This is a genomic window from Klenkia sp. PcliD-1-E, from assembly GCF_024124375.1.
Taxonomy (GTDB): domain Bacteria; phylum Actinomycetota; class Actinomycetes; order Mycobacteriales; family Geodermatophilaceae; genus Klenkia.
In genome coordinates this window covers 42,721-64,966 of the sequence record NZ_JAMXRZ010000003.1, presented here as the reverse complement: position 1 = coordinate 64,966, position 22,246 = coordinate 42,721, and the positions used below count along the sequence as shown (strand labels likewise).

General features: G+C 69.0%; 14 protein-coding genes. 7 read left to right on the top strand and 7 right to left on the bottom strand.

Annotation, left to right across the window (positions count from 1 at the left end; translation table 11 throughout):
- Positions 1-70 precede the first annotated feature (70 nt).
- From NH342_RS01565 to NH342_RS01555, 3 genes are all read right to left on the bottom strand, one after another.
- Positions 71-694 (bottom strand): hypothetical protein, encoded by a 624-nt coding sequence (locus NH342_RS01565; protein ID WP_253010575.1) that lies wholly within the window; start codon positions 692-694, stop codon positions 71-73.
- Positions 695-794: 100 nt separating this feature from the next.
- On the bottom strand, positions 795-1,289 hold the full coding sequence (locus NH342_RS01560) for a hypothetical protein (protein ID WP_253010573.1): 495 nt from the start codon (positions 1,287-1,289) through the stop codon (positions 795-797).
- Between the two features lie 65 nt (positions 1,290-1,354).
- Positions 1,355-1,948 (bottom strand): NUDIX domain-containing protein, encoded by a 594-nt coding sequence (locus NH342_RS01555; protein WP_253010571.1) that lies wholly within the window; start codon positions 1,946-1,948, stop codon positions 1,355-1,357.
- A gap of 127 nt (positions 1,949-2,075) precedes the next feature.
- Here NH342_RS01555 and NH342_RS01550 point away from each other — a divergent pair, with 127 nt between their 5' ends.
- The 6 genes from NH342_RS01550 to NH342_RS01525 all read left to right on the top strand — a co-directional run bounded on the left by NH342_RS01550 (position 2,076) and on the right by NH342_RS01525 (position 6,915).
- A complete protein-coding gene (locus NH342_RS01550) occupies positions 2,076-2,930 on the top strand; it encodes an ARPP-1 family domain-containing protein (protein ID WP_253010569.1) in 855 nt (284 codons plus the stop codon).
- Positions 2,927-4,312 carry an ADP-ribosylglycohydrolase family protein gene (locus tag NH342_RS01545; RefSeq protein ID WP_253010566.1) on the top strand — a complete coding sequence of 462 codons (1,386 nt, stop codon included), beginning with the start codon at positions 2,927-2,929 and terminating at the stop codon, positions 4,310-4,312. Before NH342_RS01550 ends, NH342_RS01545 begins: the two co-directional genes overlap by 4 nt.
- A gap of 15 nt (positions 4,313-4,327) precedes the next feature.
- Complete coding sequence (locus NH342_RS01540; protein WP_253010564.1) at positions 4,328-4,714, top strand: hypothetical protein; 387 nt, start codon at positions 4,328-4,330, stop codon at positions 4,712-4,714.
- A gap of 117 nt (positions 4,715-4,831) precedes the next feature.
- Positions 4,832-5,437, top strand: a complete 606-nt coding sequence (locus tag NH342_RS01535; RefSeq protein WP_253010562.1) for a hypothetical protein — start codon at positions 4,832-4,834, stop codon at positions 5,435-5,437.
- A gap of 123 nt (positions 5,438-5,560) precedes the next feature.
- Positions 5,561-6,025 (top strand): hypothetical protein, encoded by a 465-nt coding sequence (locus NH342_RS01530; protein WP_253010560.1) that lies wholly within the window; start codon positions 5,561-5,563, stop codon positions 6,023-6,025.
- Positions 6,022-6,915 carry a phosphorothioated DNA-binding restriction endonuclease gene (locus NH342_RS01525; protein ID WP_253010558.1) on the top strand — a complete coding sequence of 298 codons (894 nt, stop codon included), beginning with the start codon at positions 6,022-6,024 and terminating at the stop codon, positions 6,913-6,915. The genes NH342_RS01530 and NH342_RS01525 overlap by 4 nt, the downstream gene beginning before the upstream one ends.
- Here the strand turns inward: NH342_RS01525 and NH342_RS01520 are convergent.
- The 4 genes from NH342_RS01520 to NH342_RS01505 all read right to left on the bottom strand — a co-directional run bounded on the left by NH342_RS01520 (position 6,912) and on the right by NH342_RS01505 (position 18,476).
- Positions 6,912-8,159, bottom strand: coding sequence for an SIR2 family protein (locus NH342_RS01520; RefSeq protein WP_253010556.1), 1,248 nt, complete (start codon positions 8,157-8,159; stop codon positions 6,912-6,914). The two genes, NH342_RS01525 and NH342_RS01520, sit on opposite strands and share 4 nt — an antisense overlap.
- A 925-nt stretch (positions 8,160-9,084) precedes the next feature.
- Positions 9,085-10,278, bottom strand: a complete 1,194-nt coding sequence (locus NH342_RS01515; protein WP_253010554.1) for an ATP/GTP-binding protein — start codon at positions 10,276-10,278, stop codon at positions 9,085-9,087.
- 129 nt (positions 10,279-10,407) lie between these two features.
- Complete coding sequence (locus NH342_RS01510; RefSeq protein WP_253010552.1) at positions 10,408-16,275, bottom strand: DUF3320 domain-containing protein; 5,868 nt, start codon at positions 16,273-16,275, stop codon at positions 10,408-10,410.
- A gap of 26 nt (positions 16,276-16,301) precedes the next feature.
- Positions 16,302-18,476 carry an ATP-binding domain-containing protein gene (locus tag NH342_RS01505; RefSeq protein WP_253010550.1) on the bottom strand — a complete coding sequence of 725 codons (2,175 nt, stop codon included), beginning with the start codon at positions 18,474-18,476 and terminating at the stop codon, positions 16,302-16,304.
- 537 nt (positions 18,477-19,013) lie between these two features.
- Between NH342_RS01505 and drmD the strand changes: the two genes are divergently transcribed.
- Positions 19,014-22,229: a DISARM system SNF2-like helicase DrmD gene (gene drmD / locus NH342_RS01500; protein ID WP_253010547.1), complete on the top strand. Its 3,216-nt coding sequence runs from the start codon at positions 19,014-19,016 to the stop codon at positions 22,227-22,229.
- The last annotated feature ends 17 nt before the right edge of the window (positions 22,230-22,246 follow it).

Here is a 22,246-nt window from a genome sequence, read left to right as displayed (position 1 = left end):
TGCTCCCCCGTCGACTCCGGAACTCCTCCGGACAGCATCTCAGCCGCGCTCGGCCGGCTCGGGAGGTCCGTCACCTGGCCCGGCCGGTGCGCTCGGCGCAGGGGACACAGGTGCCGCGGTACCCGGCAAAGTCCTCCGGCGCGAAGGGACGGCGGCAGCGCCCGCACCAGCGGAAAGTGCGGCGCCGGGCGCGCGCGAACTCCTCGGCCGCCTCGGCCAGCCACTCGGGCGAGCAGAGGACGTCGTCCCGGGTGAATGACCGCCCGGCCTCCCACGCCGCGGACAAGTCGTCGACCGCACTGACGGGTGCGAGCGTGAGCATCCCGGCCGCGACACCGACGGCCACCTGGGTGGGCTCGCCGCTGAGGAACCAGGTGACGTCGGCGAGGTCGGCGCCGACGCGGCGCCAGCCGGTGCCGATGGCGCGGACGACGTCGTCGTACGGGACGCCGAGGAGGTCGGCGAGGTGCTGCTCGTCGGTGGTGGGGTCGTCGACCGAGCCCCACTCGTAGGAGCAGGCGCGGCAGTGGAACGCGCCGCGGTCCTCGACGACCATGCAGCCGGCGAGCACGACCAACCCGCGGTCGGCCGCCGCGGCCAGCGCCGCGTCCGGCAGCCCCTGCACCACCGGGACGGCGTCCTCGACCCCGCAGCGCGGGCACACCCGCCCGCACACCACCCCGACCTCGTCCACCCGGCAGACCCCCGTCCTGGCCGCCCCCGCGACGACCGGAGGCGCACCGTCGCACGAGGGTCCGACAGTTCTCGTCGGAGCGAGGACCGGCGCACGGAGGTCACCAGCAGTCGTGCGTGCCCCCGACCGGCTTGGTCATGAAGCAGGTCCCGCAGACCTCGCCGTAACGGGGCTCCGCGGTCACGGTCCCTCCGCGGGGCCCGCTCGCGTAGCCGGGCAGTTCCGTCCGCGTCCCACCGGCGACGTCCACGTAGTTCTTCCCGACCCACGCCACACCCTGGCCGTTGCGGTTCAGCGCGATGTAGCTGCGGCTGTAGGGCATGAAGACCTCGTCGTGAGCCACTCCCGATAGTGCCGTCTTGACCGCGGGCCAGTCCGTGCTGGACACCCCCATGGCCGGCAGGGCGGCATCGAGGTCGGGGAAGCTCGTCCGCCCGAACCCGTCGATCTCGCGCTGGCACAGATCGCAGACCTGCTCGCCGGCAGCAGGCACCACCTCCTTGCCGAACAGGTGGCCGCACGACGTCAGGTGCGCGCGGTCACCGCCCACGATCTTCACGAGCGAGTGGGGGCGGGCGTCGGGTGCGGCTGCCATGACTCGATCGTGGCGCACTGGTACGACATCTCAGCCGTCCGGCCGGACGGGCGCACCCATCGGGGTCAGGCCCGGCGGTACAGCTGCGCCGGCTTCCCGACCGTCCCCTCCCGCACTCCAGGCACCTCGACCAGGAACGGCAGCATCGACCGCCGGAACGTGTCCGCCGAGTACGGCAGCCCGCCCAGCACCGCCTCGTGCATCACCCGCAGCTCCCGCAACGTGAACGGCTCGGTCACCAGCCCGGCCGGGTCGGGCCGCTCGCGGTAGCCGGCCCGGACATGCTCGGCGGCCAACTCGACGATCGCGTCGTGGTCGAACGCCAACCCCCGCGCCTCGGCGCACGGCCGCACCGCGACGTCGTCCGGACGTCGTTGGAGCACCGGTGCCAGCTTGACCCAGGGGACGACGTCCACGTGCGCGACGCTCAGCACCCACCCGCGGTCGTCGCGGTCGGGTGCGTCGAAGACCTGCAGCTGCGCCGGCGACCGCCCCCGCAGCCCGACCTTGTCGACCAGGCTGCGCTGCACCGCCTCGGCCAGCCTCTCCCGGGCGTGCACGAACGTGCCAGGCAGCGCCCAGGTCCCCTCCCCCCGGACCAGCACGACCTCGAGCCGAGACGACGGCCCGACCGTGAGGACGGCCGTGTCAACCGCCACCGACGGCTGCTCGTAGTCGCTGAGGGCCTTGCCTGACGAGTCCCGGTACACACGCTTGACATTAGCGCAGAACCCGTCTATTCCTTGATTAGCGCAGAATAGCGCTTACTCGAACGGGGTGGTCACCATGGTTCGTCTCCGCATCCACGTCGGGCAGGGCACGCACCGCGGCCCGCTCACGGTGTTCCCCGTCTGGACCGACGCCCCACCCCTCACCGGGCTGCTCACCGGGACCTCGGCCGCGGTCGACGTCGCCGAGCGGTCCGGGTCCCCCGCCGTCGACCAGCTCGTCGTCACCAACCGGGCCGACCGGCCGGCGCTCCTGCTGGCGGGCGAGCTGCTCGAGGGCGGTTGGCAGAACCGGACGCTGACCGCCACCACGGTGCTCGAGCCCACCGTCCCCACGGTGCTCCCGGTGCTCTGCGTCGAGCAGGGCCGCTGGGGCGGCGACGCCCAGCACCGTCGGCGGGCCCGTCGTGCACCCGTCGCACTGCGCCCGCACCTCGAGCGCGCGGACGCCCAGCACGAGGTCTGGCGGCGGGTCAGCGGCTACGGCGCCGTCGCCGGCCCCTCCCCCACCGACTCCCTCCTCGACCGGCTCGATCGGTCCCGCGGGCACGGCCTGGTCGACGGTCTCGCTCCGCTGGCCGGCCAGAGCGGGGTGCTCATCGGCATCGCCGGCCGCCCGGTCTCGCTCGAGCTGTTCGGCTCACGCCGCGCCCTCGCTGCCCACTGGACGGCGCTGCTCGACGCTGCCGTCCTCGACGCGCTCGGCCGACCGCAGGTCCGCACCACCGCCGCCCTCGCCCGCGGCTTCGCCGAGCGCGTGCAGGCGACCGACCTGGTGCCGGTCCGCGGCGCCGGCGCCGGACGGCGGTTCAGTGGTGGTGGGCGCGTCCGGGTGGACGACGTCCGCTGGCGCGACCGCACCGCGCACCTGACCGCGATCGACCTCACCCACCCCGTCCTGGAGGCGTCATGACCATGCCCCGCTCCCACCGCGTCGCCGGCGCGGTCATCGGATCCACGGTCGGTGACGCCCTCGGCGCGCCCTTCGAGTTCGGCCGCGGCGGCCAGTTCAGCGCCCGGTTCCCGACCGACGCTCGAGGTGCTGCGACCGAGATGTGCGGTGGCGGGGCGCTGCGGTGGGCGCCGGGTGAGTTCACCGACGACACCCAGATGGCGCTGCTGCTGGCGCAGTCCCTGGTCGAGCGCGGCGGGCTGGACGAGGCAGATGTGTTCGACCGGTTCTGCCGCTGGGCCGCCGCGAACCCGCCGGACATCGGCAACCAGACCCGGGCCGTCCTGGGGTCCGGCCTGCCGTGGGACCGCGCCGCGGGCGAGCACTTCGCCCGGTCCGGTCACGCCGCCGGCAACGGCTCCCTGATGCGGACGACGCCCGCCGCGGTCTTCTTCGCCCCGCACGGGCGGGAGGCCACGATGGACAACGCCCGCCGGATCTCGGCGCTGACCCACGGCGACCCGTCCGCCGGCGAGGGCTGCGCGGTCTTCCACGAGCTGGTCCGCGTCGCGCTGGACGGCGGCGACCCGCTCGCCGCCATCGACGACGCGCTCGCTGCCGTCCCGGCGCAGCACCGCGATCGCTGGGCGACGGTTCTCGCGCCGGACTGGACGCCAGCCGACGCGACCGAGACCAACGGCGCCGTGTGGCCCACGCTCGGCCAGGCCGTGTGGGCGCTGCGCGGGGCGACGTCGTTCGCGCAGGTCATGCGGCGGGTGATCGACCTGGGCGGGGACACCGACACGGTGGCCGCCGTCGCCGGCGGGCTGGCCGGGGCCGTCTTCGGCATCGCGGGCATCCCGATGCGCTGGACGTCGGTCGTGCACGGCCGGGTGCCCGGGGACGGCGACCGGCGCTGGGACCTGACCGACCTGCACGCGCTCGCCGCCGCGCTCACCGGGTCCCGGTTCACCCGGCACCAGCCGTCGGCGACCGCCCGGATCGAGCCGGTCGAGGTCGCGGACGGCGTGTGGGCCAGCGACCTGGACGGCGCCCGGCACAGCTCACGCGAGTTCGCCGTGGTCTCGCTGTGCCGCGTCGGCGAACCGTTCGGCCACGCGGTGCAGCGCTTCGCCTACCTGACCGACGACGACGCCAACAGCGAGCTGGACGCCGTCCTGACCGACGTCCTCGACGACATCCAGGCACTGCGAGCCGAGGGACGGCCGGTGCTGGTGCACTGCCACGCCGGCCAGTCGCGGACCGGGCTCGTGCTGCGGGCGTGGCTGCGGCGCAGCGAGGGCTTGACCGCGCAGCAAGCGACGGACACGGTCGCAGCCAGGTGGCCGCACCTGAGCCGGTGGAACGACAGCTTCACCGCCGCGCTCGAGCGCGTGCACTGACACGGGGAGGACGACATGCGACTGGTTGCGTCATCACAGGCGGGTGCGGTCGAACGGTTCGAGGCCATCGACCTGCTCGAACAGCGGACGGTCCTGGCCACCGCTGTGGTCCGCGAGCTGCAGAAATCCGGCGGCGAGGACATCTACGGCCGCCCGACCGCCGCGCTGAACCTGCTGCGCCGGTGGGTCGGTGAGCGCTACGAGGCCAAGGTCGAGACCCACGCGAAGGACGGCCTGGCGTCCATGGTCGTCCCCGAGGGCTACGAGGAAACCATGGCCGAGCTGAAGGACGCGACGGACATCTGCGAGGCCCTCGCCATGGCCTGGACGGCGGACACCCGCCGCGAGCTGGACGGCGACCTCGCCGAGATCCGCAGCCTGGTGGCGAGCTATGCCTGGTGAGGTGAGGGCGCTCCGCGAAGCGTGTGAACTCTGGCAGGTCGGACGGAACGTCGGCTCGTCCCTCCCCGTGGGCGGCGCCCGAGCAGAGTCCGATGGCCCGATGTGGGAGGAACACCTGTGAAGGAGGACGTGCTGGAGCAGGTCGTCGAGGACTACCTGCAGCTCAATGGCTACTTCACCCGTCACAACCTGAAGTTTCGGCCGGCCAAGACCTTCTCGGGGTACGTGGCGCAGCAGCACTCAGTGGCGAGCGATGTAGACGTCATCGGAATCCACCCAAGCCTTTCGGGGCCCGATCGAGTCCGCGTGGTGTCCTGCAAGGCCTGGCAGGCCGGCTTCTCCCCAACGGGGAAGCTCGCCGAGCTGCGCGGAGAGAAGGCCAACCCGAAGCGAGCAACCTGGCACCACTTCCGCGAGCTCTGGAAGCCTGAGTGGTCAGAGGCCTTCCGCAACGAGGTCGAAATGGCGACGGGGCAGCGCGACTTCCACTACTCCATCGCAGTCACGGCGTTGAAGGGTCCCGGATCGGGTGATCCGACGGTTGCCGCGCAGGCCTGGTCGGTGGACCCGACCATCGCGAAGCATCTGGACGGGTGCACCTTCAGTTTCCTGACGATGAAGGACATGTGGGCCCATCTCCAGGCGTCGCTCACGACCACACCCGCCGCGTCGGAGATTGGCCGGCTGGCTCAGCTGCTGCGAGCGGCGGGGGTCCAGGCCTGACCAACTGCGTCTGGCACCACCCGTTCGAACACGACCGCTTGTCAGCTAGGTCACCATTCTGATTGCCTGGGCGGCATGACGGGTGACGCACGGCCGAGCTCTGTTGTCTACGGGGTCTACCCGTTGCACGAATCGCTCTGTGTCATCGACAGGGAGCGCGCACAGGCATTGAGCGACGCAATCGCGCGGGTGAAGGAATGCACCACTGTCGGTCAGGCAATGGATCTCAACCGGGAGCTCAAGGCGACGTGGGTGCCGGGCGCGCCCGAGAGCGTGGAGGAGATGGAGGACGAAGACCTCAGTCCGGAGTCGCCCTACTCGTGGAACGACACTGGCGCCGTTCAGGACGGTGACTGGCCACCCATGCCGACCGCGCTGACGTTGGACTTGTTCGCAGAGGCCGACGACGAGGCGTGGGCTGCGCTGGGATCGCCGCCCGTGGGGGCACGACGCGTCACGACGACGCTGAACGGCGACTACCTCGAGATCGACCCGGCGCGGGAGCAGGTGCTCGTCGACGCGCTCGAGGGATTGGGCATTGAAGCCGTTCGCGACGACGCCCTCATCGCTTCATTGTCGGGAGAATGACGGCCACGTCCGCTGATGTCCTCCGACGTTTCAGCAGCCTGAGACAGCACCAACGCGACGGCACCCGGTCGCCCCACAAGCCGCTGCTGGTTCTGCTCGCCCTTGGTCGACTGCAGTCGACCGGTTCTTCGGCGGTGCCGTGGTCAGTGGCCGAGACCCAACTCGCAGAGCTCATTGCCGAGTTCGGTCCGGCTTCCCGGACATCGCCCGCACAGAGCGCCGCGTACCCGTTCACCCGGCTCCGGACGGACGCCGTCTGGCAGCTCGACCGTGACGTCGTCATGGACTCGGTCGGGCCTCTTCGTCGGGAGGGGGTCACCGGGGCCTTCGTCCCGGACATCGAGAAGCACCTCCTGTCGACCCCGGCCGCCGTCGCCGGACTGGCTCGCCTCCTCGTGGACAGCCAGTTCCCCGCCACCATCTCCGACGACGTCCTGACCGCCGCCGGCCTCGCCGAGCTGGTGGAGACGTCCATCCTCCCGCCGTCGACCCCTCGTCGGCGGGACTCGACGTGGCGGATGTCCGTCGTCGACGCCTGGGACCGTCAGTGCGCCTTCTGCGGTTACGACGGTCAGGTCGCAGGCGTCCCGGTCGGGCTGGAGGCGGCGCACGTCCGCTGGTTCGCCTTCGACGGTCCGGATGACCTGGACAACGGGTTGGCGCTGTGCATGCTCCACCACAAGCTGTTCGACCGAGGCATTCTTGGGCTCGACGACAGCCATCAGGTCACGGTTTCCGGTTCTTTCACGGCGAGGACCGAGGCGGGCCGACAGGTCTACGGGCTCCATGGCCGCCCTCTGTCTGCTCGCCCCGGCACGCCTCTTCCCGCGCCTGTGCACGTCGCGTGGCACACGGACCAGGTCTTCAAGGGCGCCGCGCTCGCCGCCTAGGGCTTGGCGGAGATTCCTCCTGCTGAGTCCAAGGAATTCAGGACGTCGCGCCATTCATCGGCATGCTGACCGGACGTCGCCCACTTCTCGACCCAGCTACGCAGCTGTGCGAGCTTCTGGGCCGTCTTGCGCTCGTCGTCGTCCCGGATCAGTGCCGAGTACCTCGGGTCCATCAGGGTGGCAGTGCCACGCGCTGCGTGCTGCGCGACGCGGTCGAGGAAGACGTCGAGCTCCCGGGCCGCGCCCACCATCCGGGCCGTGCGTTCATCATCCGTCTCCTCGGTGGGTGCGGCGCCACCGACCGAGAGGTAGCGCAGCTCCGGCGCCCACAGATCTGCGGAGAGAGGGTCGTCCTGGAGTGTCACAACGGTGCCCAGCTCGGCCTTGCCACCGCGCTTCTCCTTCAGGACCGCCACCTCGTGGACGAGCCTGATGACGTTGTCGTCGTTCATGGAGGCGCCGACCACGAACAGGTGGCGGGTCAGCAGCGTTGCTTGCAGGACCGCGGCCAGCGGGCGCTGCTCGGCGTCGTAACGAACGAACGATCGACGGTCCAGGACCACGGTGTCCGGCTCGCTGGCGTCCCCGTGCAGCTTGAGGAGCCACCGTCCCGAGTCGCCTTCTGCTTGCTCCCCCTTCGGGAGCAGCACTCGAGGCCGAGCGCCGGACGCGCTCTCGACGGCGCGTTCATAGAGGTCGTCGAAGTTCGTGGTGATCGCGTTGGCGACATCCAGGGCAGCGAGCAGTGCATGGCTGAGCGCGAACCGAGCCGGCGTGCCGATCACGTCGGCGACCCGCTCACCCAGCGAGTGCGTCTCGCCGCTCGACTTGCCGAATGCTCGCCGCAGCACCTCGGCGGCGTCCAGCGGGTTCATGCGGCCGAGGGCCCCGGCTCCACCAGGCAGGCGCACGTCCTCGGCCAAGCGCGCCAGCAGACCATTCCAGAGCGGGAGACCCGCAGCGACCCCTGTCCCGGCTCCCATGAAGAGCGCGAGCTGGCCGCGCCGTGCCAGGTCGCCCAGTCGACGAGCATCTTCCTGGAGGTGCTCGGCGAGTCCCCGCGCAGGAGCACTGCGCCGGAGAGACTGAAGAGCTGAGTAGTCGGAGGCCGCTCTCGCGACGATGACCACGTCCAGGCCGTGCAGTTCGGCTGCGTCCTGGCATGCCTTCAGCAGCTCCCCGACCACTTCACCGCGCTGACCATCGAGGCCACCGCCGTCCACCCCGAAGACGGGTACCGCCACCCTCCTCGGTCGCGCGGGAGTCAGGTGCTCGGCGCCCTGAGAAGCGATGGCATCCAGAACTTCGCGGACGCCATCAGCGACCCAGGACGGCCCTGCACTTCCTCGAGACCCGACGGCGAGCAGCCACCGCCCTGGCTCGCCGCCGGTACCCGACGCAAGTCGGGTCCATCGCCCCTGTGCATCCTCCGGTCGTGCGGCTGACCGATCCGCTTCGGACCTCCACCCCAACGCAGGCCACCACGACCTGCGAACGCCGGTGGCCCCCCGGCCATCTGTGGAGACGACGAGGTCATCGCACACGATGCCCTCGATGCTGCTGCGGACGACGAATACGTGACCAGTCACAGATCCTCCTCAGGTACCCATCGCTCATCCATGACGGCGGTCATTTCACAGGGTGGAGCGCGAGCGCTCTGAGCAGCTCTGCACCACCAACGGATGTCATCTACTCGTGCAGCATGACAACGACGATCGCACGCGGTTGCGCGCCGAACGCCGCGAACGGGTCCTGACGGAATTTGGACGCTGAGACGACCTGCGGCTGAGTGTCAGAGGCGATGCCGGATGGCGGATCGCTGAGGAGGGCGCTCCATCGCCCAGACATCCGCGTAGATGTTCTCCACGCAGGGCCAGATGCGCTCGATCCCTGCCTCCATCGAATCAATCGACTCGGCCCAATCGTCGTAGAGGACGAACTCGTGCGGAATGATCCGGCCGGACGCGTCCCTGCGACTGAGTGGATCGTCGATCCGGAAGGCAACCCGCGCCTTACCAGGTACGAACTGATTCCCATCACCTAGTCCACTGAAGGCCAGCTCGTAGTCGTGGAGTGGGTCACCGCGCCCTGCGCCGAGGAGGAACCGAAACCCCCAGGTGTGTCCCCGCGTGGCCCAGATGACGCACTCGGCGAGTGGGGACGAGGGCATCACTTCTGTGCCCTGAGGATGCGGTCCTCCACCCCCTGCTCCAGATCCATTTTGAACTGGGTCAGCATGGCGCGGAGGTGCTGGTTCTGGGCCCGGGCATGTTCGTTCACCTCCTTCAACTTTGGGCCAGCGACCTTGACCGCCGCCGCCAAGAGAGGCAGGACCTTCGCGAGGAAATCTGCACGCTTGTCGGCTTTGGCGAACTTCTTCAGGAGCTTGTCCACGCCCGAGAACTTCGCTCCGGTGAGAGCGGCAGCGATGACATCAGCACCGTCCGCCAAGGAGTCGACCACCTTGCGCGGAAGGGTCATCCGCTCCTCCCACAGCACTCGACGTTCCAGAGGCAGCAGAGAAGCGATGGGGAGGATGAGGTCTAGTCCGACACGACTGGTGACGTCGATGGCCGGACCACCTGACTGGGCAGCCCCCAGCTCGAACTTGGCTGACGAGAGCAGCATGAAGTCCTCCCCGACGGACAGCGCCTCCGGCGCCTCGACCAGATCGGCTATCGCGGACCTGAGTCTGTCCATGTCGTCTGCTGCAGTGCGGATGAGGAGGTCGCGGAAGTTGTCCACGTCCCACTCGCTGAGGAGGTCCGACTTCGACAAGCTGAGAATCCAGATCCGTGGGAACTCGACGAGCGGACCCTTGTCCCCCAGCAGGTCGGGCTTCAGTCTCACGAGCGATTGACGGAAGTTCCCGATCAGCGACTTGAGGTACCGCTCCTCTTCACCTCGATAGTCGAGCAGCTTCTGGCCATCGACGAGCAGCAGCGCGACATCGGAGCTGAGGAGGGTCCTGAACGTGTCGGTGCGACGTCGACGCTCCTCCTCGCTGTCCGGGTCCTCCTCGAACCATTCACCCGGGTAGTCGTGCCAGACCAGGTGCAGCTCGTCGAAGGGTCGCTTGCTCTGTGATTCTTGGTTGTCGTTCTTCAGCTTGATCGCGAAGTCGTACGTAGTGTTGGCGAAACGGGTCTGCGACGGCAGAGTCGAACTGTCCCGCATCCCCAGGTAGTTCTGGTAGAGGCGGTTGCCCTGCCCCGCCTTCTGCGCCACGACGTCCCACAGGTCGTTCTTGAAAGAACCTTCTTGCGTCGGCCCGAAGAAGGAGGAGACCAGAACGGTCTTCCCCGAACCTGACTCACCGAATACAGCGATGCTCTGTCGACGGATTCGAGGATAACCGGGCATGGCGCCAACCTATCCCGGCCGTCCGGACGGCGCGGCCGGGACGGACGAGCGTCGGGGTCCCACTTGGGCGCGAAGCCCGTTCTTCGATCTGCGGCCGAGGTCACACGTGCACCGGTACATCACAGAAGCTCACCGTTCCTCTTCGTAGCCGAGGTCCATCAGGCGCTGCCGGGCGACTGCAATCTCCCGACGGGAGAACAGCGATGCGAAGTCGGGGTCCACGACAGCCCATTCGACGCTGTGCTCGATCATGTCCTCCTGGTCCAGCCGCCGCAGGAGCCGAAGTGGCTCCGACCGGCCCACGATGTACTTCGCGAAGTCCACCGCACCCAGTGCGTCCAACCGTTCGCGGTACCACTCGTTCAGCAATGGGTTAGCGGCAGCGACACCCGAAGCGATCCTCGATCGGAAAGCCTCAGCCGGGTCGGGCAGCGCATCCGCAGCGTCCCGGCGGTGAGGCATCGCGGCTGACGGCGTCAAATTGCCGGACTGCACCCTTGCCGGGTCCGCCGCGATCAAGTCGGTGCCCCTGCGATGGACTGCTCCGGCCGTCTCCGCGCGCGAGACCGCGGCGGACACCGCGGACTGGATGTCTGCGCCGGCTCGACGCCACCGGTACAGGTTCCGCACAGCGGCCAGCACTGCCTCGTCGGTCATGACACCCGCATCGCGCACGAGCAGCGTCACCGCCAGATCCATCTCGGCGGGCGGGACGTGGCCGACCTTCCGAACAGCATCGTCGTCGGCCGGGACGCGGACGGTCTCCGCGGTCCGCCCGGAGATGCTGAGGAAGTCCCGGTCATCGCGGATGACGCGCAGGCCGTCGACCTGGACACGCGACAGCACCCAATCCACGTTGCCCTGGATGAGGGCACCCGCTCGGCCGATGTCCCAATCCGTCCTCAGGAGCTCTAAGAGCCGGTCCCGGTGCATCGGGGCCTCGGCCCTCAACACCCGCTCGATGTAGGCCCGCAGCGCCGGTCGGGACTCCGCCGCACCGGGCGCGAAGCCGCTGAACTCACCACGCGTGCGCCCGTAGCCGACTGCGCTCGGTAGCGGCACGGCCCACGCCGGAGGTGCATCGAAGTCGATCTCCTCCTCGATGACCTGCACCGGTGCCGACACTCGCGGCTGGGGCACGGTGGGAACTGGTTCATCAGCCACCGCAGCGTCGATGGCGGCCTTCAGACGTCGGATTGATCCGTTGCGATCACGCACCCAGGTGAGACCCCAGATGCGGTGCATCCGCCACCCGAGGCCCTCCAGGACTTGCTGCCTGAGACGGTCCCGATCACGCGCTGATTTCGCGGAGTGGTACTGGGCGCCGTCGCACTCGATACCCAGGACGTACTCACCCGGTCGCTCCGGATGCGTCACCGCCAGGTCGATGCGGTAGCCAGCGCTTCCCACCTGCGGTGTTGCCTGGTACCCCATCGACCGCACCACATCCAGCACGTCCTCCTCGAAAGGGCTCTCGGGTGCGGCGTCGCCGTCGACGGCACTGACTGCGAGGGCCGTTCGCCCACGGGCCGCGTAGTCGAGGTAGGCCTTCAAATGGGGAATCCCTCCCTGGTCCGGATCCGGGGCAGGGAATTCGTCGTTGGTGATCTGCGAGGCCCGGAACGACGAGACGACCTCTACCTTGCGACGGGCACGTGTGATGGCCACGTTGAGACGGCGCCAGCCGGACTTCTTGTTCAGAGGGCCGAAGTTCATCGTGAACTTGCCGTCGGCGTCCGGGCCGTAGCCGACGCTGAAGATGGTGATGTCCCGCTCGTCGCCCTGGACGTTCTCGAGGCTCTTCACGAAGAACCCGTCCAGGCGGTCCGTCTGGGTGAGCAGCTGACCCAGGACGGGCTCGTCAGCCGCCCGCCGCTCGAGGGCTGCGAGCACTGCGTCTTCCTGGGCGGCCGAGAAGGTGATGACACCCATCGACAGGCTCGGGTTCCGCACCACGTGGTGCAGGACCCTGTCCACGACCGCTTCGGCCTCGATGGGGTTGTCCCGCGTCGTCCCCCGCTGGTAGATGCCCTCGACCACGAAGCTCTCGATGCCCAGGTCGTCGGCTGCGAACGTTGCGCCCGGGAAGGTGTGCAGCCGGCCCTCGTACACGCGGTGATTGGAATACGTGATCAGCGATTCGTGCTGGCTCCGGTAGTGCCAGTCGAGCCCGAGGCTGGGAATGGTCCCGGCCGCCTTGGCGAGATCGAGCACCGAGCCGAAGGAGTCCGGCGCCGACTCGTCGTCCTCGGCCACGTCGTCGTCCGTCGAACCGAAGAAGTTGGTGGGCGGGAGCTGCCGCTGATCGCCGGCGACGATCAGCGCGGAGCCTCGGTAGACGCAGTTGATGGCGTCCCACGGCAGCACCTGTGAGGCCTCGTCGAAGATGACGACGTCGAACCGCATGTCGGCGGGCAGGTACTGGGACACGGCCAGCGGGCTCATCATGAAGCACGGCTTGAGCTGGCGAAGCAGTCCTGCCGTCTCGCTGATCAGTTGCCTGATCGGCTTGTGGCGGGACTTCTTCATCGCTTCCCGCTGGATGATCCCCGCAGCTGGCGAGTGGAGGGACGCCGGTCGCAGTGCGTTGCACGCGTCTACGACGTCAGCGAAGCGTTGTTCGACCAGTTGTGCGTCGAGGCCTCGAAAATGCTCGACCAGGGCATCCCTGTCTGCTGGAGTGTGCCGCTCCAGTCTGTCGTCCGACCGGACGATGGCGTCCACCCAAGCCAGCAGCACCGCTCGTTCGATGAGCGGCGCGACCTGATCGGCGGGGCGAGCCTGGTCGACGATCTCATCCACCACCTTGCCCAGCTTGACGGCGAACCACGCCCGCTGCCGGGTGTACTGCTCGAAGACAGGCACCTGGTTGAGTGCTGTGTCCGCCATCTCCTGCAGCAGCTCCACGGCTGCTACGAGGTCGGATGCAAGGTCGTCGGTCAGCTCTCGCCGGCGAGCGGGGACGAAGACCTCGACCAGCAGCGGGCGGTGCTCACTCCACGCCGTCAGCCGTCCTTCCAGTTCGGCCGAGGTGATGGTGAGGGAGTCGAGCGATTGCGCAACCACGGGCTCGGCCTTCCCACCGAGCAGCGCTCGCACCGATTCCGCCCAGGTGAGGCACCCCCCGAGGCCGGCCCAATCGGTGTCGATCCCGTCGTAGGCAGGACCGAGCTCTTCCCTGTCCGCATCGAAGGCCTCGAGGATCGCGGAGCTCGTGGCGTCCCGGTCCGCAGCCTCGACGAGGATGCTCCGGACCTCAGCCAGCGACAGATCACGACCCACGATCGTGGCCACGTGGTCGGACGCCTGCTGGACGGGGCGCAAGGCTTCGGCGAGGCCCTCCGCCCACGTGGCCAGATCGACGACCCGCAGGCCGGTCAGATGGTTGGTGAACTGTCCGAACCTTTGGTGGACCTCGCCCCAGAGCTGCGCGACGGCGTTCCTGAGCTCGGTCCCGATCGTGCTCAGCAGCGGGTCCGGCTGCCCGTGAGCGCCGAGCTGGTTGGCCAGGGCGGGGACGTCGAGGTCACGTCCCGCGATCTGGACGGCTCGTCGTGCAACTTCCAACGCGGCGCTGACGCGGTCGAAGTCCGTGTCGACGCTTCGGTAGTATGAGCCAAGGCCCGCCGCGCGGTCCTGCTCACCGTGCGACAGAGCGCGCTCTGCCTGCTGCCACGCAGCCGCCTCCTCCAGTCGCGCCCGCACGTCGGCGTTGGCCTTCCCCGTGACCGTCACGGCCTTCAACGCCCTGCGGTCGGCCCGGGCCTGGCTGGAGAAACGACCGAATCCTGTGTGCGACTCAGCAAACCGGCGATGGAGGGCATGGAGATCCAGCTCGAGGGCCGCAGGCGTGAAGACCTCGTCGATGGACGCTCGCCTCTCGCGCACAGTCACGACAAGAGTTCTCAGCACGGCCTCGGACTCGGCGAGGGCGGCGTGGAGGTGCGGGTTGAACCATTCGTTGAGCGGGCGCGCCGCCGAGGTGCCGAGAGCAGCCAGGTCGGCGAGGCGGTGCGCGACCTCCAGGCTGGGCCCATCCGCTCCGAACCCCAGATCCACCCCGAGTCGACGGGCATGCTGATCGATCTCGACCAGCCTCGGCGGCAGAGCCGTCAACCAGGCCACCAGCTGTGCGACCTCGCTCGCCACCACGGCGTCGCCGACCGCCCAGCCGAACCGGCCGTCGTCGTGCAGCCCCTCGGTCTGGACGACGAGCTCGCTCTCCAGGGCCCCGTGCCGCGGACCTGCAGTGCGCTCCAGCTCGGCCTGAGCAGCCATGAACTCCTCGACAGCCTGCTTGCGCGCCGTCAGACGGGCACGCTTCTCGCTCAGGGCTGCACCGTCCAGGCACAACCACTCGACGAGGGCGTGGCGCGGACGCTGCTCAGCCAGCGCCAGGAGGGAGATTCGACGGCGCACCGCGTCGTGCGAGCGCGGGAAGCTTCGACCGATCTCGGTGTCCACCGCGTCGACGAGGTCGACGAGCGACGATCCTGCGGCCGCGGCGGCGTGCGCCCTGCGCTGCAGGTCATCGACGTCGACCCGGGAGCCCGGCACGATGTCGAGATCTCGCCACAGGAAGTCCGGACCGGCGGTGACCGGATCCCAGACACGGCTCAGCCGTACCGCCCGATCGCGGATCTCGGCGAGTTCGTGCTCGCGTAGGTCGAGCCATCCCTCCCTGTAGGGCACGGTGACCCCCGTGTAGGCGGCCAGCTGGGTCGTCCTGCCGAGGACCTGGAACAAGGTCTGCCCGAGGAGCTCCCGCTGCTCGTTCATCGCGGCTGCGAACGCTGTGAGCTGCGTCCGGTCGGCGACGAGGGAGCTGCGTTGGGCACCGCTGAAGCCGGTCGACACCCGAGTCCGCTTGGTCAGGGCGGAGTGGAGCTGACCCGCGACTTGCTTGCGGGTCGCAGCATGGCTGTGCAGCTCCAGGATGAACGGGTCAAGTCCCTTTGCTGTCAGGCGGTTGCGGACGACGTCCAGCGCGGCGGCCTTCTCGCTGACGAACAGAACCGACTTGCCCGCCGCCATCAACTCGGCGATGACGTTGGCGATCGTCTGGCTCTTGCCCGTTCCCGGCGGGCCGTCCATCACGAAGCTCTTGCCGTCGCGAGCGGCGATGATGCAGCGCCGTTGCGTGCTGTCCGCATCCAGAATTGACATCATCTGCTCGGGTGGCAGCACCCGGTCGACGTCGTCGTAGATCGTGGTGTCGAAGGCGTAGTCCTGGCCCGAAGGTGCGTCAGGACCGAGCGCCAGCACCTGGACCATCGGGTCGGCGAGGACCGTCGCGCCGTTCTCCTGGAGGTCTCGGTAGATGGCCTCTTTGTGGAAGCTGAACGTGGTCAGCACGGCGCGCTGGGTGACCTGCATCCGGTGGTCGCCCGCGACGGCGGCTGCCACCTGCTGTAGGTAGCCCTCGACGTCCGTCGAGTCGATGTCCGCAGGCGGCAGTGCGATGCCGAACAGCTGCTCCATCACCAGACCGAGTGCCGGGTTGAGGACCACGTCGTCCTCGGTGGCGGCGAGTGTCCAGTGTGATGCATCGCCGGCTCGGCTGAGCCGCACGGGCAGCAGGAGCAAGGGGCTCTCGGCCGGCTTGTCGTCCGCGTCGACCCATGAGAGGAACCCGATGCCGAGGTACAGGCTCCAGAACCCGCGGTCCGCGAAGGTCTGCTGGCTGACCTGGTCGAGGCGCCGCAACGAAGCTGGTAGGTCCTTCTCGGACTTGTTGGTCACCTCGACGACGACGCGACCGTCCCGCGGGAGCGGCCGGTGCTCGGACTCCTCCCCCGGCACCGCGGTTCCTCGGACCGCAACGTCACCCGACCCCAGGGCCTCCCACAGGTTCGACAGGCGGCTCGGCTGCACCTCGAGCGACGCCGACTTGGTGTGCTTGAAGTAGACGAGCCGCTGACGCCGGTCGACCGCGACCAGGGCGCTCTTCCACGCCTCGAGTTGGCGGTTGAGCTTCGCCTCGGCGTCGCGCGTCAACAGCTGGGGTACAGGGCGCGAAGCTGTCATCGTCGGGTGCTCCTCGCGAGGCGGTGAACCAGCGAAACAACCAGCTCGCGGTCGTCGTCGTCCAGCATGTCGATGAGTTCGGCCAAGCCAGGGCTTGCCGTCGGCTTCGTCAGGTCCTCGACGTCGTCCGTCTCGTCGACGTCCGCTCGGTCGGCGTGGACCTCGTGCGGCAGGAGGTGCCCTAGACCGGGGGGAAGGTCCTCCGTGCAGATCAACCTGAGGAGCTGGGTGCAGCGGGTCATCGCCACGTAGAGACGGCGAAGGCCGTCGGCACCCGCGGCCGCGATGGCGGACGGTTCGACGACGTACACCGCGTCGAACTCCAGTCCTTTCACCATGGACACCGGGACGACGGTCAGCGCCCGCCCGAAGTCCTCTGCCGCACCGTCGCCGACGCGGTCAGCAAACTCCGCGGTGAGAGCCTCGTACACCTCCGCGTGGTTTTCATCAGCGACGACGACGGCGGTGGTCAGACCCGCATCGACGTCCGCGCTCGCCAGCGTCACCACAGTTGCGAGGAGGTCGGCGTCCGACTGCGCCGCCACATGGACCGTCGGTACTCCCAAGCCCTGACGGACCGAGCGGGGTACTGCGAGGTCCGGTGCGATGTGCGGTAGCAGGCCGGCTGCCAGCTCGACCACGGGGCCGGGCACCCGGTAGCCGACGGCGAGTTCCTCGATCTGCGCCGGCTGGTCGTGCAGGTGGACCGTCAGCTCCTGCCACTCATCGCGGATCCACTGGCCGGTGGCCTGGGCCAGGTCGCCGAGGAGCGTGAACGACCCGCTCGGACAGCGCCGGGCCAGCGCTCGGGCCTGCATGGGTGAGAGGTCCTGCGCCTCGTCCACGACGACGTGTCCGTAGGAGCGGCCCTCGCCGTTCAGGAGGTAGGAGAGCTCGTCGAGGCAGAACAGGTCCGCGGCCGTCCAGGGCTCGTCGTTGATCGAGGAGCGCGGCTCACGGAAGAGCAGAGCCCGTTCATCGACCGAGAGCACCCCCGCTGTCGCGTCGACCAACCATGTCTGGGTGCCATAGACGCCGCGCAGCATTTCCTCAGGTGTGAGCGTCGGCCACATCCGGTCCAGAGCGTTCGTGAAGGTGGAGAGCCTCCTCAGCGCCGGCTCGGTCGCGATGACCGCACGCCCGGCCGCCGCTTGAGCCTCCGAGTAGGCGCGGAAAGCGGCAGCCGACAAAGCCTGCCGCAGCACGTCGCGGGCCTGGTTGTGCGGAAGGCGACGCGACGCCGCGTCAGCGACGAGCTGCCGGACCTCGTCGCCCGTCAGCGACGCCCTCGCACCACCGAGCGCGAACTCGAGGTCACCATCGGCCCACCCGCGACGCGCGTCGAGCGCCCGGCGCAGCACCGCACTCATCGCGGCGCTGCCCTTGATGCGTGCTGTCTCCGGGCTCTCCGAACCAGTCGCCAACGCCTCCCCCGCGTAGAGAGACCCGAGGTCGACCTGCAGCACGTCGGATGCGTCCAGCGACGGGAGGACACCGCTCATGTAGCTGAGGAAAGCGGTGGAGGGCGCGACGACCAGGATCCCGGTCCGCCTCAGGTCGGCGTCGTTGAACGCCTGCCAGGCCGCCCGGTGGAGGCCCACGACCGTCTTGCCCGTCCCGGGCCCGCCTTGGACGACGAGCACTCCCTCCCGAGGTGCACGAATGGCGCGGAACTGCTCGGCCTGGATCGTGGCCACGACCTCGCGCATGACGCCATCACGAGACCGGTCCAGCTCGATCAGCAGGGCGTCGCTGAGCGGAGTCGGGCCGTCCGACCGGCCGGCAAGGACGTCGACTGCTGTCGATGCGGTGATCTCGTCGACGACCTGGGACAAGAGCCGGTCCTGCTCGACGAAGACCCGCTTGAGCGCGAGACCGCATGGTTGGGCAGGGCTGGCCTCGTAGAACACCTGCGCCGCCGGGGAGTGCCAACCTGCGACGAGGAGGTTCTTCGTCTCGTCGTGCACACGGCGCCGACCGATGTAGAGCGGCTCTTCGTGCGGTCGGTCTACACGACCGAAGACGAGCTGCCCGGATCCGCGCGAGTTCCGCAGGAGGTCCAACGCACGCTTGAGGGCGAAGGACGTGGCGCGGTTGCCTTCCTCGTACGTGTTGTAGGTGACCTCGACCGCGGCGAGCCCCTTGTCGAGCATCTCGTAGGCGGTGGACACGTAGGCCTGCTCGAGCTCGTGCTCCGGGTGCCTAGTCAGCGCGGCCGCGCTGACTGATGTCCCGCCCTGCAACGACTGACCTTCGACTGCGGTGCGCCCCGACAACGATCTCCCCCATGTGGCTGCGACCAACCTCGTTCCGCAACCTTGCCATCCCGTCACGACAGATCTCGATACTGAGCGCCTCCACCTCACCCGGTTGTGGCGCACGGCCCGAGGTGCGAGAAGACCGCGGACCGAAGTCGGTGGAGAATGCGTTGTCTCAAGAGGGGTCAATTCATCCACTTGCGGCCCAGGAGACGCGAGGATGGCCTTTGCCGGTTCTCGAATGCATCCGCACCAGCGAGAACGCATCCGCCTTGCCACGCCTGCGGTCGCGGCGTGAACCCCGGTCGACCGGAGGTTGGAAACCGGATTAACGCGCCCTCTGCGACTGCCGCTTCTGGCTCTTGCTGCACCAAGACCGACTAGTTCGCGGCCAGGCACCTGGCACCGCACGCATGCCTATCGCCGCTTGTGACCAGATAGTGTCGATACGTGATCACGGGGGCTCGCGAAGGCACGGCTCGACAGGCAGATGACCTGACAGGCACACGCATGGTGCCGCAGCAAGGCCAAATCGCACAGGTGCGTGGGTCGACCTGGGCAGTCACGGACGTACGCGTCCAGGGGCTGCCGCGCAGCGGAGCAGACGACGCCGTCACGGGCCTCCAGCACGCCGTCACTCTGCAATCCCTCGAAGAGGATCGGCTCGGCCAGGAGCTCCAGGTGGTCTGGGAGCTTGAGCAGGGTCGTTCACTGCGGCCAGAGCTCGGCCTGCCCGCCACGATCGACGCGGAACGCTTCGATGATCCCAGCCGCCTCGCTGCCTTCATCGACGCCCTCCGCTGGGGCGCGATCACCTCGGCTGACTCGCAGGTCGTGCAGGCACCCTTCCGCAGCGGGGCGAACGTCGAGGCCTACCAGCTGGAGCCGCTGCGACGAGCCCTTCGCGAGTCGCGGGCCAACTTGCTCCTTGCCGACGACGTCGGCCTCGGCAAGACCATCGAGGCCGGCCTGGTCGTCCAGGAGCTCTTCCTCCGTCACCGCGCTCGCACTGCGATCATCGTCTGCCCGGCCGGCCTCGCTCTGAAGTGGCAGGACGAGATGATCGATAAGTTCGGCCTCGACTTCACGATCATCAACTCCGAGACGATGCGCGAAGTCCGGCGCAGCCATGTCCTGCACGCAAACCCGTTCACGCTCTTCCCACGGATCATCGTCTCGATGTCCTGGCTGCCCGGGCAGCGTGCTCAACGACTCCTGCGCGACGTGTACGCGCAGACGGCGAAGGGTGAGGGCGCCCGTCGGTTCGCCTACGACATCCTGATCGTCGACGAGGCGCACCACGTCGCCCCGTCGAGCCCGCAGCGCGTCGACAAGCTCAACATCACGCGGCGCGGCTACGCGGTCGACTCGCAGCGCACCCACGCCGTCCGGGAGCTCGCCGAGAAGTGCGAGCACCGTCTCTTCCTCAGTGCCACCCCGCACAACGGCTACGTCGAGTCGTTCACCGCGCTGCTGGAGATGATCGACCCACAGCGCTTCGTCCGCGGGTCCCACATCGATCAGTCGGCCCTCAAGGAAGTCGCCGTGCGGCGCCTCAAGAGCACGCTGAAAGAGGCCAAGGGGTTCAAGGAGCGGCAGGTCACGGCGCTGCCGTTCGAGCCCACCGCTTCCGAGGAGGAGGCGTACGAGCGCCTCCTCGACTTCACCAGCCGGCGCGACAAGGCGGTCGCGACGGGCGACGGCGCCGCCGAGCAGGCACGCGACTTGGCGACGCTGCTGCTGAAGAAGCGCTTCTTCTCCTCCCCCGTCGCCTTCGCCAAGACCGTGGACGTCTACCTCCAGACGCGGTTGCGAGGCGTCGACGCGGACCTGAGCGGCGACTACGACGACGTCCTGGGCGCCGACGCCGATGACCTCGAGGAGGGCAGGTCCGACCAGACGGAGCTGCTCACCCTCGCCAGCACCCGGCGCAAGCTCCCGCCCCTCACGGACGAGGACGTCGAGGACCTCCGTTGGCTGAGCAACTGGGGGCACGACTTCGACGGCACCGTCGACTCCCGACTCGCCGCGCTCGTCCGGCACCTGGACGGCGTCCTGCTCGCGGGTGAGCACTGGTTGGACGAGCGCATCGTCGTCTTCACCGAGTACGTGGACACGCTGACATGGATCCGGGACAACCTCCTCCAGCACGGCTACGACGTCGAGCGCATCGCCATCATCGACGGATCCACCGACCCCGAACAGCGGGAGATCACCCGGGCCGAGTTCAACGAGCCGCCCAGCAAGACCAAGGTTCGCGTCCTGCTCGCCACCGACGCCGCCGGCGAGGGCATCGACCTCCAGGCGCACTGCCACCGGCTGTTCAACTACGACATCCCGTTCAACCCGAACCGGCTGGAGCAGCGCATCGGTCGGGTCGACCGCTACGGCCAGGACCACCAGCCCGACATCCGGCACTTCAAGCCGCTCGGCGGTCGGTCCGGCCTGGCGTCCGACGTCCACTTCCTGGCACTCGTGGCGACGAAGATCGCCCGGGTGGAGCTCGACCTGGGTTCCGCGAACGAGATCATCGCCCCGGACATCCAGCGGCAGCTCGCCGGCTCCGTCATGGCCATCCGCTCGGAGAAGGACGTCCCCAAGGGCGACCACGCGATCAACGAGATGCTCCTCGGTCAGCGGCAGGTGAACGCCGAGCTGACCGCCCTCGAGACGCAGCTGCAGGAGGACCGCGAGAGCCTGCACCTCCGACCGATGAACCTTCGTCGAGTGGTCGAGACGGCGCTCGAACTCGACATGCAGCCGCCCTTGATCCCCACGCACGCGGAAGAGGACGACGACGCCGTCTTCGAGCTCCCCGACCTCGCGCGCTCGTGGGAACCGGTGACGCGTGGCCTCGCCAGCCGGCTGGAGCCAGAGCGCTTGCGTCCCATCACGTTCGACCAGGACGTCGCCCGAGCCACCACCGATGTCGTCCACGCCCACCTCGGTCACCCGCTGCTCCAGCGGTCCACGCGCCTGCTGCGATCGGCCTTGTGGGGCGGAGAGACTGACCTGAGCCGCGTCAGCGCCGTCGTCGTCCCGGGGCTCGACGAGTCGTTTGCCGCCGCGGTGGTCCGGTTGGTCCTCGTCGGCCGCGGCGGCATCCGGCTGCACGAGGAGGTCTTCCTCGCCGGCACGCGGCTGAACCGCCGGCAGCAGGTCGGGGTCGAGAAGGCTGAAGACCTTCTGGCCCGAGCTCTGGACGGCGACGAGCTGACCGAGGCGCCGGACGACGTGCGGAAGGGACTCGCTACGGCCTGGGACGACGACGCAGGTCTGCGAGCCCGCGTCGAGGAGGCCATCCGGACCCGGGTCGAGAAGCGGACACAGGACGTCGAAGCGCGGCTGGCGAAGCGGCGCGAAGAGGACCTCGCCCGCGTCGACGCCATCTTCACCCGGTTCGGCCAGACGCTACGCGAGTCCATCGCCGAGGCGGAGAAGCTGCAGGAGGAGGCGGAAGCCATGTTGTTCGACGTGGAGCAGCACCAGTCGGAGAGGGATCTGAGGCAGATGCGGGTGCGGCTCGACGAGCTCGACGAGGAGCGCCGCCGCGAGAGGCGTGCGGTGGAGACCCGCTATGAGGACGTCAAGCCGTGGCCCTTTCCCGCCGCGGTCCTCTTCGCCATCAGCCCCGCCGACGCGGAGCAGGGGGTGGCGGTCCGATGAGGCGTCGACCGCCGAGC

Excerpts from the sequence above, each read along its gene's own strand:
- NH342_RS01560 (WP_253010573.1), bottom strand. The coding sequence starts at position 1,289 with ATGGCAGCCGCACCCGACGCCCGCCCCCACTCGCTCGTGAAGATCGTG.
- NH342_RS01550 (WP_253010569.1), top strand. The coding sequence starts at position 2,076 with ATGGTTCGTCTCCGCATCCACGTCGGGCAGGGCACGCACCGCGGCCCG.
- NH342_RS01545 (WP_253010566.1), top strand. The coding sequence starts at position 2,927 with ATGACCATGCCCCGCTCCCACCGCGTCGCCGGCGCGGTCATCGGATCC.
- NH342_RS01540 (WP_253010564.1), top strand. The coding sequence starts at position 4,328 with ATGCGACTGGTTGCGTCATCACAGGCGGGTGCGGTCGAACGGTTCGAG.
- NH342_RS01525 (WP_253010558.1), top strand. The coding sequence starts at position 6,022 with ATGACGGCCACGTCCGCTGATGTCCTCCGACGTTTCAGCAGCCTGAGA.
- NH342_RS01515 (WP_253010554.1), bottom strand. The coding sequence starts at position 10,278 with ATGCCCGGTTATCCTCGAATCCGTCGACAGAGCATCGCTGTATTCGGT.